The organism is Paeniglutamicibacter sulfureus (assembly GCF_030512175.1).
GTDB classification, from domain to species: Bacteria; Actinomycetota; Actinomycetes; order Actinomycetales; family Micrococcaceae; genus Paeniglutamicibacter; species Paeniglutamicibacter sulfureus.
Genome location: NZ_JAULBL010000002.1, coordinates 2,637,135 through 2,652,183 on the forward strand (window position 1 = coordinate 2,637,135; position 15,049 = coordinate 2,652,183).

At 68.9% G+C, this 15,049-nt stretch carries 12 protein-coding genes; 1 reads left to right on the forward strand and 11 read right to left on the reverse strand.

Annotation, left to right across the window (positions count from 1 at the left end):
- Positions 1–34: 34 nt before the first annotated feature.
- Positions 35–1,039 (forward strand): alpha/beta fold hydrolase, encoded by a 1,005-nt coding sequence (locus Q2T94_RS18640; RefSeq protein WP_302266122.1) that lies wholly within the window; start codon positions 35–37, stop codon positions 1,037–1,039.
- 54 nt (positions 1,040–1,093) lie between these two features.
- On the opposite strand, the gene Q2T94_RS18645 is transcribed toward Q2T94_RS18640, so the two are convergent.
- The 11 genes from Q2T94_RS18645 to Q2T94_RS18695 form a co-directional block, all read right to left on the reverse strand.
- Entirely contained in the window at positions 1,094–3,142 is a 2,049-nt protein-coding gene (locus Q2T94_RS18645) for a primosomal protein N' family DNA-binding protein (protein WP_302266123.1), read from the reverse strand.
- Between the two features lie 167 nt (positions 3,143–3,309).
- Positions 3,310–4,515 carry a methionine adenosyltransferase gene (gene metK / locus Q2T94_RS18650; RefSeq protein ID WP_264268950.1) on the reverse strand — a complete coding sequence of 402 codons (1,206 nt, stop codon included), beginning with the start codon at positions 4,513–4,515 and terminating at the stop codon, positions 3,310–3,312.
- A 161-nt stretch (positions 4,516–4,676) separates the two neighbouring features.
- A complete protein-coding gene (coaBC, locus tag Q2T94_RS18655) occupies positions 4,677–5,966 on the reverse strand; it encodes a bifunctional phosphopantothenoylcysteine decarboxylase/phosphopantothenate--cysteine ligase CoaBC (protein WP_302266124.1) in 1,290 nt (429 codons plus the stop codon).
- A gap of 114 nt (positions 5,967–6,080) precedes the next feature.
- The gene (gene rpoZ / locus Q2T94_RS18660; RefSeq protein ID WP_217387924.1) at positions 6,081–6,344 is read right to left on the reverse strand and encodes a DNA-directed RNA polymerase subunit omega; all 264 of its coding nucleotides are present in this window, start codon (positions 6,342–6,344) and stop codon (positions 6,081–6,083) included.
- A gap of 86 nt (positions 6,345–6,430) precedes the next feature.
- A complete protein-coding gene (gene gmk / locus Q2T94_RS18665; protein WP_264268952.1) occupies positions 6,431–7,009 on the reverse strand; it encodes a guanylate kinase in 579 nt (192 codons plus the stop codon).
- A gap of 11 nt (positions 7,010–7,020) precedes the next feature.
- Entirely contained in the window at positions 7,021–7,356 is a 336-nt protein-coding gene (gene mihF / locus Q2T94_RS18670) for an integration host factor, actinobacterial type (protein WP_264268953.1), read from the reverse strand.
- A 403-nt stretch (positions 7,357–7,759) separates the two neighbouring features.
- Positions 7,760–8,623, reverse strand: coding sequence for an orotidine-5'-phosphate decarboxylase (gene pyrF / locus Q2T94_RS18675; protein ID WP_302266125.1), 864 nt, complete (start codon positions 8,621–8,623; stop codon positions 7,760–7,762).
- Positions 8,616–11,960, reverse strand: coding sequence for a carbamoyl-phosphate synthase large subunit (carB, locus tag Q2T94_RS18680; RefSeq protein ID WP_302266126.1), 3,345 nt, complete (start codon positions 11,958–11,960; stop codon positions 8,616–8,618). The genes pyrF and carB overlap by 8 nt, the downstream gene beginning before the upstream one ends.
- Complete coding sequence (gene carA, locus Q2T94_RS18685; protein WP_302266127.1) at positions 11,960–13,153, reverse strand: glutamine-hydrolyzing carbamoyl-phosphate synthase small subunit; 1,194 nt, start codon at positions 13,151–13,153, stop codon at positions 11,960–11,962. Before carA ends, carB begins: the two co-directional genes overlap by 1 nt.
- Complete coding sequence (locus Q2T94_RS18690; protein ID WP_302266128.1) at positions 13,150–13,707, reverse strand: PH-like domain-containing protein; 558 nt, start codon at positions 13,705–13,707, stop codon at positions 13,150–13,152. The genes carA and Q2T94_RS18690 overlap by 4 nt, the downstream gene beginning before the upstream one ends.
- Complete coding sequence (locus tag Q2T94_RS18695; protein ID WP_302266134.1) at positions 13,708–15,042, reverse strand: dihydroorotase; 1,335 nt, start codon at positions 15,040–15,042, stop codon at positions 13,708–13,710.
- Positions 15,043–15,049 lie beyond the last annotated feature (7 nt).

Sequence of the window (15,049 nt, forward strand, 5' to 3'; positions counted from 1 at the left end):
CCGTTCAGCCCCGCGCAGCGGATAGGCTGGAGGCATGCTCCCGATCCCGCCGCATGCCTCGCGCCGCGCCCTGAAAAGCATCCACCACATCCACGGCTCGGAGGTTTCCAGCTGGATGTACCCGGCCCTGGGCCCCTGCCGCGGCGTCATCCTGGCGGTTCACGGCTTCCGCGGCGACCACCACGGCCTGGCCCGCATCATCGGCCAGCTGCCTCACTACGCGATCATCGTGCCTGACCTGCCCGGCTTCGGCGCCTCGACACCCTTCACCGGGGATCCGAACGCAGTTTCCGCCGCGGCGGCTCCGCGCCACGACGTGGCAGGCTACGGCGAGGTCATCGGCGCGCTGCGCGGGCAGTTGGGGCTGGGCCCGGAGACCATCCTGCTGGGGCACTCCTTCGGCACCATCGTCGCGGCAACGTACCTGGCGCGGCACCCGGGTTCCTTTGCACAATTGGTGCTCATCAACCCGATCTGCGAGCCCGCGCTGGAGGGCAGCCAGGCGGCGATGTCCCGGGCCGCCGGGGCGTACTACGCCGCCGGGGAAAGGCTGCCGGCCGCAGCGGGCGAGGCGCTGCTGCGCTCGCGCCTGGTCACCGACATCATGTCGCTGGCCATGCTCAAGTCCAGGGATCCGGCGATGCGCTCCTATGTCGTTGACCAGCACCGGCGCTACTTCTCCGGTTTCACCTCGCGCAGCACCCTGCGCGAGGCCTATGGCGCCTCGATCACCGCGACGGTGCGCGACGTCGCGGCCCGCATCAACGAGCCCACGCTGCTGGTGGTCGGAGAGCACGACGAACTGGGATCGATCCGCGCCCAGCGCGCGCTCGCCCGCAGCTTCCCGCGGGCCCGGATGCGGGTCATTGGCGATGTCGGGCACTTGATCCACTACGAAAAGGCGGCCGAGGCCGCATCGCTCATCGAGGACTTCCTGGCCTCCGAGCACCCGTGGGCGCCGCAAGGCATGCCGCGCACCACGTACCGTGACCGGACCGCGGGTGTGGCGACAGGCAACCACGCACTGCACAAGAACTAGGGCCCGGGCGAACGTCGCGGCACGCCGGCATCTGCCACCGGATCGACCACGGGATCAGAGGATCCCGTCCGGGTCGATGCGAAGGGAGACGACGGGCTCCTTCGCCGCGCTGAAAGTGGCGCGCAGGGCGCGCAGGGCAGCAGTGACCGCGGGGCCCTGGGCGTAGGAGAAGAACAGCAGCCAACGGTGTTCTCCCTCCCCCAGCAGCACCGGCCCGTGCCGGCGCACCTCATCGCCCACCTCCAGCGCCGCCATGAACTTGTCGGCGGTCGCCGCGGGCCCCTTGACCATGGCGGTGCGCACGGCCGGGGGCAGGCCCAGGGTGCGCCGCTCATCGAGTTCGGCCTCCGCGTAGGCCGCGGCGTCGAAGCGCACCAGGGCGCGCATCGGCTCGCCCGGTTCCCCGGCAACCACCACGGTCCCGCCGCCCGGACGGCCGTCGGCCGCATCGCGCCCGCGGGCCAGGTGCGCGGCACCCATCCAGCGGTTGAGTACTTCCTCGCCGGTGCGCAGCCCTTCGCGGGCCATCATCCGGTCCCCGTCCAGCAGCAGCACCGCCGCGTACCCGTCCTGGGCCACCGGCTCGGCACCCGGGGTTGCCACGACCAGCGCCGGGGTCGCAGGCACGGTGTACAGCGGCTTGGCCCCGGTGGCGGCGACTACCTTGACATGGGGAAAGGCGCGGCCCAGTTCCTCGGCGGTGCGGTCCGCGCCGATGGATGCGGCGCGCAGGCGCATGAATCCGCACTCCACGCAGTTCCAGGGGTTTGCCACCAGTCCGCACCAGCCACAGGCCGGCGCCCCGCGGGCATCGTCAAGGGCCAGCGGGCCGTTGCAGGCGGTGCAGCGGGCGGGGGTGCGGCAACGTTCGCAGCGCAGCGCGGGCATGAACCCGGTCCGTGCCACCTGCACCAGCACCGGCCCGTGGGCCAGCGCCGCCTTGGCCTCGCGCCAGGCTGCCGCGGGGAGCCGGGCAGCGTGCAGCAGCGGGTCCCGGTCGGCCTCGAATTCGTCGGAGGCGGCGATGACCCGCGGCGCGTGGGCGCGCAGCAGTTTCCGCTCCGCGACCAGTTCGGCGGCCCAGCCGCTGCGGATCAGCCGCTGCGCCTCGGCGCTTCGCCCGGGAGCAGCAAGCAGCAGGCCGGCGTTCTCGATCCCGCACCGCAGCAGCAGCACCTCGCGTGCGTGGTGGTACGGGGCGCGCGGCTCGGCGTGGGAATTGTCGGCATCGTCCCAGATGATCGCCAGGCCCAGGTCCTTCACCGGGGCGAAGGCGGCATTGCGGGTGCCGACCACCAACCGGGCCTGCCCGCGGGCGACACGCAGGAAGTTGCGGTAGCGGGGGGTCGCGCCGTCCTCGGCGCTGAGTCGGGCGTAGCCGTGGTCGCCGATGCGCTCATCGAGGGTGGCGCAAAGCCGGGTGAGGTCACGGGCGTCGGGGACAACGATGAGCACGCCGCGTCCGGAGGCCAGGGTCAGTTCGGCGGCCTCGAGCAACAGCGCCGGCCAGTCCCCGGGCCTGTTGGGCACCGCCGAGAGCACCGCGCGCGGCGCTCCCCCGGTCCGCAGCGCCTGGGCGTAGTCCGCCCCGCCGTGGTACTCCGAGAGCAAGGCGGCGGAGGGTTCGACGGGCCCGTCCGGCGACGGTTCCTCCGCCGGGGATTCCCCGACGGCGTATTTCTCGGTCTCGACCCTGGCCATGCGGGCAGGGACGGCCGAGCGCAGCACGTCCCAGACCCCGCCGGCATAGCGTTCGGCCACGGCGCGGGCCACTGCAAGCACCGGGGCGGAGAGGACAACCTCCGGTGACACCACGGTGCGCAGCGGCTGCAGCTTGATCCCGGGATCGGAGTGCTCGAGCCTTTCGGCGAGGAGACCCGCCAGTTCCTGCCCGCCAAAGCGAACCTTGACCCGGACCCCGGGTTGTGCCGCCTCGTCGAGCTCGGCCGGCACCAGGTAGTCGAAGGGGCGGTCCAGGTGCGGGACGGGGGAATCGATCACGACCCGGGCGACGGGCAGTTCCTCGGCCATGTTGGGGATGCCGGGCAGCGGGGATGACAGGTCAAAGCCCGCCAACAACGATGGTTGGGCCGAGCGCTCCATGCACCGCACCTCCCCTTTACCCGCCTTGAGAATTACCCTACCGTCGACATCCGGCCACCCTTGGCCAGCCCGGTCGAAACGCGCTTAACCGAAAATCGGGTGCCGCATCGCCTTGCGGGCGCGGCACCCGATTCCCGCAAAACGTCTACGGGCCGGAGAATCGCCCCTTAGGCGTTGAAGTACGCCTTGAGGGCGTCGACGCGGTCCAGGTTTTCCCAGGTGAAGTCGGCCTCCTCACGGCCGAAGTGGCCGTGCGCGGCCGTCTTCTGGTAGATCGGGCGCTTGAGGTCTAGGTCCTCGATGATGCCCAGCGGGCGCAGGTCGAAGATCTCATTGATCGCGGCGGTGATCTTGGCCGGGTCGACGGTCTCGGTGCCGAAGGTCTCCACGTACAGGCCTACCGGGCGAGCCACGCCGATGGCGTAGGCGACCTGGACCTCGACGCGTCGTGCCAGGCCGGCCGCGACCACGTTCTTGGCCACCCAGCGCATGGCGTAGGCGGCCGAGCGGTCGACCTTCGAGGGATCCTTCCCGGAGAAGGCGCCGCCGCCGTGGCGGGCGTAGCCGCCGTAGGTGTCGACGATGATCTTGCGGCCGGTCAACCCGGCATCGCCCACCGGCCCGCCGATGATGAAGGGGCCCGAGGGGTTCAGGATGATGCGGGTCTCGGAGGTGTCAAGCTCCGTGCCGGCAAGCACCGGGTTGACGACCTCTGCCAACAGGCCGTCCTTCAAATCCTCCAGCGAGAACTCGGAGGCGTGCTGGGAAGAGACCACGATGGTCTGCACGGAGACCGGCTGGTCCCCGTCGTAGCCGATGGTGACCTGGGTCTTGCCGTCGGGGCGCAGCAGCGACAGCGTGCCGTCCTTGCGCACCTGGGTGAGCCGCTCGGAGAGGCGGTGCGCCAGGTGGATCGGGGTGGGCATCAGCGTCGCTGTCTCATCCGAGGCGTAGCCGAACATCAGGCCCTGGTCGCCGGCGCCCTGCGCGTCGCGCGGATCCACGGCGGTGCCCTCCCGGACCTCCAGGGAGTTGAACACGCCGTCGGAGATTTCCTGGGACTGCTGCCCGATGGACACCGACACGCCGCAGCGCGCACCGTCGAAGCCGTTGGCCGAGGAGTCGTAGCCGATGTCCAGGATGGTGCGGCGGACGATCTCCGGGATCTCCACATAGCCGTCGGTGGTCACCTCGCCCGCCACGTGCACCAGTCCGGTGGTGGTCAAGGTCTCCACGGCGACCCGGGAGTTGGGGTCCTGGGCCAGCATGGCGTCGAGGATGGCATCGGAGATCTGGTCACAGATCTTGTCCGGGTGGCCCTCCGTAACCGATTCGGAGGTGAAGAGGCGGAGCTGCGGGGATTCTAAAGTCACTGTGCCACTCTACCGGTAACAGCACACGCCGCATCGATCAGCGGATCGTCGAGGTCATGTGGAAGTGGCCACACCGTCATGATGACAATTCGTGGCGCACCGCGGCGCTTCATGACGCCGCGCGGAAGCAAACTTGACTCTTTTCCCGGCCGCCGGGGCCGTCAGTGCCGCCGGGCCGGGGCCAGCGCCCGTCCCACCGCTTCGATGACGGAGGCGGCCACTTCGTCCTTCGACCCGGAGGCGTGCACCGCGGCGGCGCCGTCGGCGAAGAGGATGGTCACCGAGTTCTCGTCTGTCCCGAAGGCCAGGTTCTCCCCCACCTCGTTGACGACGAGCATTTCACAGCCCTTGCGCTTCAGCTTCGCCGCCCCGTACTCGAGCACTCCCGCCTCCGCATCGCCGGTCTCCGCGGCAAAGCCCACGATCAGTTGCGGCAGGTCGCCGGCGCTGCCCGCGGCGGTGCGGTCGGCAACCAGCGTGGCCAGGATGTCCGGGTTGCGCACCAGGGTGATCACCGGGTCGGCGTGGTCGTCGGACTTCTTGATCTTCGAATCCACGTATTGGGCAGGCCGGAAGTCGGCGACAGCTGCGCTCATGATCAGCGCATCCGCGCCTCGGGCGGCCTCGGTGACGGCCACCTGCAGCTGTCGGGCGGTGGAGGCCGTGCTGAGTTCGACGCCGGCAGGAGCCGGCACATCCATGTGGGCGGCGATGAAGCGGACGGTGGCGCCGGCGGCCAGTGCTGCCTTGGCCAGGGCGATGCCCTGCCGGCCCGAGGAGCGGTTGCCCAGGTAGCGCACGGGGTCCAGCGGCTCGCGGGTGCCTCCGGCAGAAATCGCGACGATCTTCCCGGCCAGCGGAGAGGCGGCCCCTGCCGCCAGGTCCACCGCACCCGCCGCGTCGGGCAGGGACGCACCCGGCGTTCCTTCCAGATACGGCCCGAGGGCCGCGAAGATGTCCTCGGGCTCGGGGAACCGGCCGGCACCGGAGTCCTTGCCCGTCAGGCGTCCGACGGCGGGCTCGATCACGTGCACGCCGCGGCTGCGCAGCAGTGCCACGTTGGCGACGGTGGCGGGGTGCTCCCACATTTCGGTGTGCATGGCCGGGGCCATGACCACCGGGGCGCCGGTGGCCAGCAGCGTGCCGGTGAGCAGGTCGTTGGCCATCCCGGCGGCGGCCCGTGCCATGACGTCCGCCGTGGCGGGTGCGATGACCACCAGGTCAGCTTCCTGCCCGAGGCGGACATGGTTGACGGTGTCCACCGCCTCGAAGACGCTGGTGCGCACCGGGCGTCCGCTCAGCGCCTCCCAGGTCGCAAGGCCAACAAATTCGAGCGAGGCCGCCGTGGGGATGACGTCGACCTGGTGGCCGGCCTCTTTAAACAGCCGTAGCAGCAAAGCTGCCTTGTAGGCGGCGATCCCTGCGGATACACCTAGGACAATGCGCTTCACTGCTACCACCGATGCGTTAGTGCGTCGCGCCGGCCCGGGGGTGTGTGGCCCGTTACGGCCGCATCTCCCGGGTGCGCCGGCACCCACGCGTTGTAATCGTTTGCGGCCGAGTGGCTACTCGGCGGCTTCCTCGATCTTCGAGACGTTGAGCATGCCCTCGTTGATTTCGCGCAGGGCGATGGACAACGGCTTTTCGTTCAGGCGGGTGTCGACCAGCGGGCCGACGTACTCGAAGAGGCCTTCGTGCAGCTGTGCGTAGTACGCGTTGATCTGGCGTGCGCGCTTGGCGGAGTTGATCACCAAGGCGTACTTCGAATCGGTGGTGGTCAGCAGCGAGTCGATGGACGGGCTGATGATGCCTTCAAGGTTCGTGTTCACGAAGCCTCCAAATAACTAGATGGTGGATCAAGACGTAAGGGGGTACTGCATCCGCCGGGACGCGGCGGGTCTTGCATAAAAGTTTTTTAGCGTGCGTGCGGGGTCAGCCCCATGAGGGTCACCAGCTCGTTTGCGGCCCGCGAAATGTCGTCGTTGACGATGGTCACGTCAAATTCCGATTCCGCGGCAAGTTCCAGTTTAGCGGTTTCCAGCCGGCGCTGCTGCTCCTCGGGGGTTTCGGTGCCGCGGCCCACAAGTCGGCGCACCAATTCCTCCCAGCTGGGAGGGGCCAGGAACACGAATGTCGCGTCCGGCAAATTCTCTTTCACCTGGCGTGCGCCCTGCAGGTCGATCTCCAGCAGCACCCGCTTCCCCGCGGCCACCGCCTCCTGGACCTTGGTGCGGATGGTGCCGTAGCTGTTCTGGCCGTGCACGACTGCCCACTCGAGCATTTCCCCGTTTTCAACCAGTTCGCCGAACTTCTCCGGACCCACGAAGAAGTAGTGCACACCGTCGACTTCGCCCGGGCGCGGGTTGCGCGTCGTGGCGGAAACCGAGAGCCACACCTGGGGATAGTTGTCGCGAATGTAGGTGGAGATCGTTCCCTTCCCTACGGCCGTGGGACCGGCGAGGACTGTGACCGCGGGGTGGGGGCTAACCGTCATGGTGTGCTTCGTTACTCTTTCGTTTTGGGTGGCGATTGCTGGAAATGATCCACCAATGCGATGCGCTGTTTGCGCCCCAGCCCGCGCAGGCGTCGGCTGGGTGAGATGCCTAGTCTATCGATAAGCGTGTGGGCGCGGATTTCGCCGACGCCGGGGACCGACTCCAGCAGGTCCATGACCCGCAGTCGTCCGATGGCCTCGTCGTGGGGAACCAGGTCCAGAAGTTCATTGATGCCCAGCTTGCCGGCGCCGAACTGGTTCTTGATTTCGGCCCGGCGCGTGCGGGCCGCCAACGCCTTTGCCCGTGCGCGAATACGGTCCTCGTCTGAGAGTTCTCGCAGTACCATGCCTTTTGCCGCCGTTCCATCTATTGGGTCAAGCACCAGGGCAACAAGCCCTGAACTGAAGATAACTAATGATGGGCCTCGATGCAATGGTTAATCGCGCTGTGGCTACCGCAAATGCGTGAACGAGTGGCAAATTCCGGTCGTGGGGCGGGTTACCGGGACACGGGTGTAAGCAAGATCATCCCGCAATCTTCTCCCGGGGTCCGATGCGCGCCCCACATGCACCGATGTGCCACTCGCCCGGCGCCGGGACGGATCAGGCCACGGCCGGGTCTGGCCTGGCCGTTTCGCCCGTCCCCGAGGTGCCCCGAAGTGGACGACAATGCCCCCGGCGCGACCCCCTTGGGGGGTGCGCCGGGGGCATTGACCTGGTACCGATGCCGGTTGCAGGGGCGTCCCGTGGCTAGAGCAGCGAATCCCGGGTTGCCGCGGCGGCGTCGCGCAGGGCTCCGGCGTCGGGACCGGCCTTGAGTACGTCGCGGCTGGAGGTGCCGAGCACCTGCGGCCAGAACGCGCCGAACGACGCCTTCATGTCCGCACCCGTTGCGCCCTGGGCGCCGAGGCCCGGTGCCAGGATCGGGGCGTTGGAGGCGGCCAGGTCGATGCCCAGCTCCTCCAATGCCGCGCCCACGGTGGCGCCGATGACCAGTCCGGTGGACCCGAACGGGGTCGCGCCGGCATTCTCGGCGGCCACCTGTCCGATGATGCCCTTGGCCACGGAGTCGGCGCCGCCGACGTGCTGCACGGACTTGCCTTCCGGGTTGGAGGTCAGGCCCAGGACGAACACGCCGCGGCCGGTGGCCGCAGCGAGGTCAAGGGCGGGGCGCAGCGACTCGTAGCCCAGGTACGGGCTCAGCGTCACGGCATCGGCAGCCAGCGGGCTGCCCTCCCCCAGCCAGGCATCCGCGTAGGCGGCCATGGTGGAGCCGATGTCCCCGCGCTTGGCGTCGGCGATGGACAGGACGTGGCCCTGGGCGCACAGCGCCAGGGTTTCCTCCAGCACCGCCAGGCCGCGCGAGCCGTGGCGTTCGTACAGCGCCACCTGCGGCTTGAGGGCCGCGACGTGCCCGGCCAGGGCCTCGACGACGGAAAGCGAGAAGCTGCGCAGCCCGTGCACGTCATCCCCCAGCCCCCAGGCCGCCAGCAGGCCGGGGTGCGGGTCGATGCCCACGCACAGCGGACCGTGCTCGGCCATGGCAGCCGCAAGCCGCTGCCCGAAGGGGGCGCGGGCGGCAGCCGCGGCCGCCCGCGCTTCGGCGCTAGGCATTCGCGCCATCCCGATTCACCGCGGCCGCCGCGGCGTTGGCCTCGGCAATGCCGGCGGCCTGCAGGGTCTTGGCGTGCTCCTGCAGCGAGGTGACGGTCCACTCGAAGTGGCGCATCGCATCGATCGCTTGGATCGCGGCGCCGAATTCGGCCACCGTGGTGATGATCGGGGTGCCCACCGAGACGGCCGCGGCGCGAATCTCGTAGCCGTCCCCGCGTGCCTCGCCGCCCGAGGGGGTGTTCAGTATCATGGCGATCTCCCCCTCGGTGATCAGGTCGACGATGTTGGACTCGCCCTCGGCCGAACCCTCGCGCACCTTGCGGACCACGGTGGAGGGGATGCCGTTGCGGCGCAGCACCTCGGCGGTGCCGCCGGTGGAGATGATCTCGAACCCGATGTCGGCCAGGTGCTTGACCGGGATCACGATGGAGCGCTTGTCGCGGTTGGCGACCGAGACAAAGACCTTGCCCTTGGTCGGCAGCGGGTTGTTGGCAGCGGCCTGGGACTTGGCGAAGGCCGTGTCGAAGTACTTGTCGATGCCCATGACCTCGCCGGTGGAGCGCATTTCCGGGCCGAGCAGCGAGTCGACGACCTTGCCCTCCGGGGTGCGGAACCGGGCGAAGGGAAGCACTGCTTCCTTCACCGAGACCGGGGCGCCATCGGGCAGGTTGGCGCCGTCGCCGGATTCGGGCAGCATCTTGTGCACCGAGCGCAGGTGCGCGATGGACACGCCGACCCCGATCATCGCCGCGGCCTTGGCCAGCTGCACGCCGGTGGCCTTGGAGGTGAACGGCACGGTGCGGCTGGCGCGCGGGTTGGCCTCAATCACGTAGAGCACGTCGGAAGCCAACGCGAACTGGATGTTGATCAGCCCGCGCACGCCCACGCCCTCGGCGATGGCTCGGGTGGCTTCGACCACGCGGTCGCGCACGTCCCGGCCCAGGGTGATGGGGGGCAACACGCAGGCGGAGTCGCCGGAGTGGATGCCGGCTTCCTCGATGTGCTCCATGATGCCGCCGACGTAGAGGTCCTTGCCGTCAAAGAGGGCGTCGACGTCGATCTCGATGGCGTCCTCGAGGAACCTGTCCACCAGCACCGGGTGGTCGGCCGTGATCTCGGTGGCGTTGGTGATGTAGCGGGCGAGGTTGGCCTCGTCGTACACGATCTCCATGCCGCGCCCGCCGAGCACGTAGCTTGGGCGGACCAGGACCGGGTAGCCGATCTCGTCGGCGATGCGCTTGGCTTCCTCGAAGGAGACGGCGGTGCCGTTCTTCGGGGCGATCAGGCCTCCGGCATCCAGCACGCGCTGGAAGGCGCCGCGGTGCTCGGCCAGGTCGATGGCCTCCGGGGAGGTGCCCAGGATCGGCACGCCGGCGTCTGCCAGTTCCTGCGCGAGCTTCAGCGGGGTCTGCCCGCCGAGCTGGACGAACACGCCCAGCACGCCGCCGGTGGATTCCTCCGCGTGGATGACCTCCAGCACGTCCTCGAGCGTCAGCGGCTCGAAGTACAGGCGGGTGGAGACGTCGTAGTCGGTGGAGACGGTTTCCGGGTTGCAGTTGACCATCACGGTCTCATAGCCGGCATTGCGCAGCGCCATGGTGGCGTGCACGCAGGAGTAGTCGAACTCGATGCCCTGGCCGATGCGGTTGGGGCCCGAGCCCAGGATAATCACGCTGGGCTTCTCGTGCAGCGCGACCTCGGTCTCCTCGTCGTAGGAGGAGTAGTGGTACGGGGTGAAGGCCTCGAACTCGGCCGCGCAGGTGTCAACGGTCTTGAACACCGGCCGGATGCCCAGCGCGTGGCGGATCCCGCGGACCACGGCCTCGGACTTGTTGGTCAGCGTGGCGATCTGCGCGTCGGAGAAGCCGTGGCGCTTGGCTTCGCGCAGCACGTCCTCGTTGAGGTCGGGATTGGAGCGGATCATCGCGGCGGTCTCGTTGATCAGCACCAGCTGGTCCAGGTACCACGGGTCGATCGCCGTCTTCTCGAAGACCTGCTCGATGGACGCCCCGCCCAGCAGGGCGCGCTGCACGTTGTACAGGCGTTCGGTGGAACCCTTGACCGAGTCCTCGAGCAGCTTCTCGATCTCGAAGTCCATCGGCTTGTTGAACGCGATCTCGGACCCCTTCTGCTCCAGGGAGCGCAGGGCCTTCTGCAGGGCCTCGGTGAAGTTGCGGCCGATGGCCATGGCCTCGCCGACGGACTTCATCGTGGTGGTCAGCGTGGCGTCGGCCGCGGGGAACTTCTCGAACGCAAAGCGCGGGACCTTCACCACGACGTAGTCAAGGGCCGGCTCGAAGGCCGCGGGCGTCTTGAGCGTGATGTCGTTCGGGATCTCGTCCAGCGTGTAGCCCAGCGACAGCTTGGTGGCGATCTTGGCGATGGCAAAGCCGGTGGCCTTGGAGGCCAGCGCACTGGAGCGCGAGACGCGCGGGTTCATCTCGATGACCACGATGCGGCCGGTGTCGGGCTCGATGGCGAACTGGATGTTGCAGCCGCCGGTGTCAACGCCCACCTCGCGGATGACAGCGATGGAGATGTCGCGCAGGCGCTGGTACTCGCGGTCGGTCAGCGTCATGGCCGGGGCCACGGTGATCGAGTCGCCGGTGTGCACGCCCACGGGATCGAAGTTCTCGATGGAGCAGATGACCACGACGTTGTCGTTCTTGTCGCGCATCATTTCCAGCTCGTACTCCTTCCAGCCCAGGATCGACTCCTCCAGGAGCACCTCGGTGGTCGGCGAGTACTGCAGGCCGGCGCCGGCGATGCGGCGCAGGTCCTCGGCGTTGTAGGCCATGCCCGAGCCCAGTCCGCCCATGGTGAAGGACGGGCGCACCACCACGGGGTAGTTCAGTTCCTCGACCGCGGCAAAGGCCTCGTCCATGGTGTGCACGATGACGGACTTGGCCGATTCGGCGCCGCAGCGCTCCACGACGCCCTTGAACTTCTCGCGGTCCTCGCCGAGCTCGATGGCCTCGATGTTCGCGCCGATCAGCTCGACGTTGTACTTTTCCAGCACACCTGCCTTGTCCAGGGCGATGGCGGTGTTCAGTGCGGTCTGTCCGCCCAGGGTCGGCAGGATCGCGTCGGGGCGCTCCTTGGCGATGATCTTCTCCACGACCTCCGGGGTGATCGGCTCGACGTAGGTGGCGTCGGCGAACTCCGGGTCGGTCATGATGGTGGCGGGGTTCGAGTTGACCAGGATGACCCGCAGGCCCTCCTCCTTGAGCACCCGCAGCGCCTGGGTGCCGGAGTAGTCGAACTCGGCTGCCTGGCCGATGACGATCGGCCCGGAGCCGATGACCAGGACTGACTTGAGGTCTTCGCGCTTCGGCATTACTTCTCTCCCTGGGTGGATGCGGTGGCGGCGGTGTTCTTGGCCGCGCGCATGTTGGTGATGAACCTGTCGAACAGGTGGCTGGCGTCGTGGGGTCCGGAGGCCGCCTCGGGGTGGTACTGCACCGAGAAGGCGGGGATGTCCAGGCAGGCCAGGCCCTCGACGACGGAGTCGTTGAGCGAGATGTGGGACACCTCGACGCGGCCGAAGCGCTCCAGCGGGGCGTTTGCTGCGCCCTCGCGGGGTGCGTCGACGGCGAAGCCGTGGTTCTGGCTGGTGATTTCCACCTTGCCGGTGGCCTTGTCGAGCACCGGCTGGTTGATGCCGCGGTGGCCGAAGCGCAGCTTGTAGGTGCCGTAGCCCAGGGCGCGGCCCAGGATCTGGTTGCCGAAGCAGATGCCGAAGTACGGGATCTTCGCGTCGAGCACCTGGCGGACCAGTTCCACCTGGGTGGCTGCCGTGGCCGGGTCGCCGGGGCCGTTGGAGATGAACACGCCGTCGGCGCCGAGGGCCGCCACGTCCTCGAAGGTGGCGTTGTGCGGCAGCACGTGGACGCGCACCCCGCGCTCGGCGAAGCGCTGCGGGGTCATCGACTTGATGCCCAGGTCGATCGCGGCGATGGAGAACAGTGGTTCTCCGGCGAAACCGTGGTCCTTGGGCTCGACGGTGTATGCCTCCTTGGTGGAGACCAGTGCGGAGAGGTTCTGTCCCTCCATGGACGGCTGGGCATTCACTGCCGCCACCAGCTCTTCCACGGACGCCTTGGCGGCGTCGCCGGAGAAGATGCCGGACTTCATGGCGCCGCGGTCGCGCAGGTGGCGGGTCAGTGCTCGTGTATCGACCTGCTGGATTCCCACGACGTCGTAGGCCCGCAGTTCCTCGTCCAGGGTGCGCTGGGCGCGCCAGTTCGAGGGGCGGCGCGCGGCGTCGCGGACCACGTAGCCGGCGGCCCAGATGCGGTTCGATTCGGCGTCGTCGTCGTTGACCCCGGTGTTGCCGATGTGCGGGAAGGTCTGCACGATGATCTGGCGGGCGTAGGAGGGGTCGGTGAGGGTCTCCTGGTAGCCGGACATGCCGGTGGAGAAGACCGCTTCGCCCAAGGCGGTGCCGATGGCGCCGTAGCTACGGCCGCGGAAAACCCGTCCGTCTTCGAGCACCAAGAGGGCTTGCTCGGTTCCCTGTACTGCTGTCACTGGTTTTCCTTTGTTTCGGCGGGTGGTTGCGTGTCGTTGGTTCCGGTGCCTGCCAGCGCGGCGATCCGCGCGGCGAGGTCCGGGAGTTCTTGGTGGTAGCGGGGGCGGAAGCCGGTGTCCACGGCCATGGTGCCCAGCATCCAGCTGATGACCAGCAGGCCGTCCTTCTCCACGAATTTCCCTGCCATGCCGCTGGCCCGGGAAACCCCGGTCAGGTCGTGGGCGGGGATGAAGAGGTCGGATGCCCCGCGGCGGGCCAGCAGCACGCCGGCAGCGTGGATGGACAGGTCCGCGTTGGTGCGGATGCCCAGCCGATGCGCGGCGATGCGGTCAAGCCAGTCCCCGGCCGTGGTGGTGCACACGTAGATGCCCTCGGCACTGTCCCCGAGCTGCGCGCCCAGGGCGGGGGCGCCGTCGGCGTCCTCGGGAACCGGGCCCGGCGCCGGCACGGATGCCTGGCGGCGCAGGCGGTTGCGCCAACCCAGCAGGATCAGCGCCACCATCAGCACCACGATCGCCAGGGTGATGACCACGGCTGCGGTGTACTGGCCCATCTAGGCGGCCTCGGTGGGCCGCGGGGTGTTCAAAGCTCCGCGCAGCACCGTGGGGTGGCCGTGGAAGAACACCGCGGTGACCTTGCCCGGGAGCGTGAGTCCCTTGAACGGGGAGTTCCGACCCTTGGTGGCCATCGCGAACGGGTCGACAACCCAGCGCGCGTCGGCATCCACGATGGTGATGTTGGCGGGTTCGCCCACGGCCAGCTCGCGGCCCTGGTCGGCGACGCGGCCGATGGCCGCCGGGGCGGTGGAGGTGATGCGGGCGAAGTCGGCCCAGGTGATCATGCCGGTTTCGATCATGGTGTGCTGCACCACCGAGAGCGCGGTTTCCAGGCCGGTCATGCCCATGGCCGCGGCGGCCCACTCGCATTCCTTGGCCTCGGAGGGGTGCGGTGCGTGGTCGGTGCCGATGACGTCGATGGTGCCGTCGGCCAGTCCGGCGCGCAGCGCCATGACGTCTGCCTCGGCCCGCAGCGGCGGGTTGACCTTGTAGACCGGGTCGTAGCTCTTGACCAGTTCGTCGGTGAGCAGCAGGTGGTGCGGGGTGACCTCGGCGGTGACATTGACCCCGCGGGACTTGGCCCAGCGGATGATTTCCACGGACCCGGCGGTGGAGACGTGGCAGATGTGCAGGCGGGAGCCCACGTGTTCGGCCAACAGCACGTCGCGGGCGATGATCGACTCCTCGGCAACGGCCGGCCAGCCGGCCAGGCCGAGCACGGCGGAGACCTCGCCCTCGTTCATCTGGGCCCCCTCGGTGAGCCGGGGTTCCTGGGCGTGCTGGGCGACGACACCGTCGAAGGCCTTCACGTATTCCAGGGCGCGGCGCATGATCAGCGGGTCGAAGACGCAGATGCCGTCGTCGGAGAAGACGCGGACCTGCGCGCGGGAGTCGGCCATTGCGCCGATTTCCGAGAGTTGGTCACCGGCCAGGCCCACGGTGACAGCACCGACGGGGCGCACATCGACCCAGCCCGAACGCTTGCCCAGCGACCAGACCTGCTCGACGACCCCGGCGGTGTCCGCCACGGGGTTGGAGTTGGCCATGGCGTGCACGGCGGTGAAGCCGCCCAATGCGGCGGCGCGCGTGCCGGTTTCCACGGTCTCGGCGTCCTCGCGGCCGGGTTCGCGCAGGTGCGTGTGCACATCGACCAGGCCCGGCAGGGCGATCTGGCCGGCGGCCTCGATGACCGTGGCGGTGGCGGCCGCTGCGTGCGTTGCGGCGTCGGTGCCGAGGGCGACGATGACGCCGTCCTGGATCAGGATGTCGCTGGCTTCGTGGCCCAGCGGCTTGGCGCCGCGGATGAGATAGGCATTGGTGGTGGTGCTCATGAGGATT

Excerpts from the sequence above, each read along its gene's own strand:
- gmk (WP_264268952.1), bottom strand. The coding sequence starts at position 7,009 with ATGACGGTTAGCCCCCACCCCGCGGTCACAGTCCTCGCCGGTCCCACG.
- Q2T94_RS18695 (WP_302266134.1), bottom strand. The coding sequence starts at position 15,042 with ATGAGCACCACCACCAATGCCTATCTCATCCGCGGCGCCAAGCCGCTG.
- mihF (WP_264268953.1), bottom strand. The coding sequence starts at position 7,356 with ATGGTACTGCGAGAACTCTCAGACGAGGACCGTATTCGCGCACGGGCA.
- Q2T94_RS18645 (WP_302266123.1), bottom strand. The coding sequence starts at position 3,142 with ATGGAGCGCTCGGCCCAACCATCGTTGTTGGCGGGCTTTGACCTGTCA.
- Q2T94_RS18690 (WP_302266128.1), bottom strand. The coding sequence starts at position 13,707 with ATGGGCCAGTACACCGCAGCCGTGGTCATCACCCTGGCGATCGTGGTG.
- Q2T94_RS18640 (WP_302266122.1), top strand. The coding sequence starts at position 35 with ATGCTCCCGATCCCGCCGCATGCCTCGCGCCGCGCCCTGAAAAGCATC.
- pyrF (WP_302266125.1), bottom strand. The coding sequence starts at position 8,623 with ATGCCTAGCGCCGAAGCGCGGGCGGCCGCGGCTGCCGCCCGCGCCCCC.
- carB (WP_302266126.1), bottom strand. The coding sequence starts at position 11,960 with ATGCCGAAGCGCGAAGACCTCAAGTCAGTCCTGGTCATCGGCTCCGGG.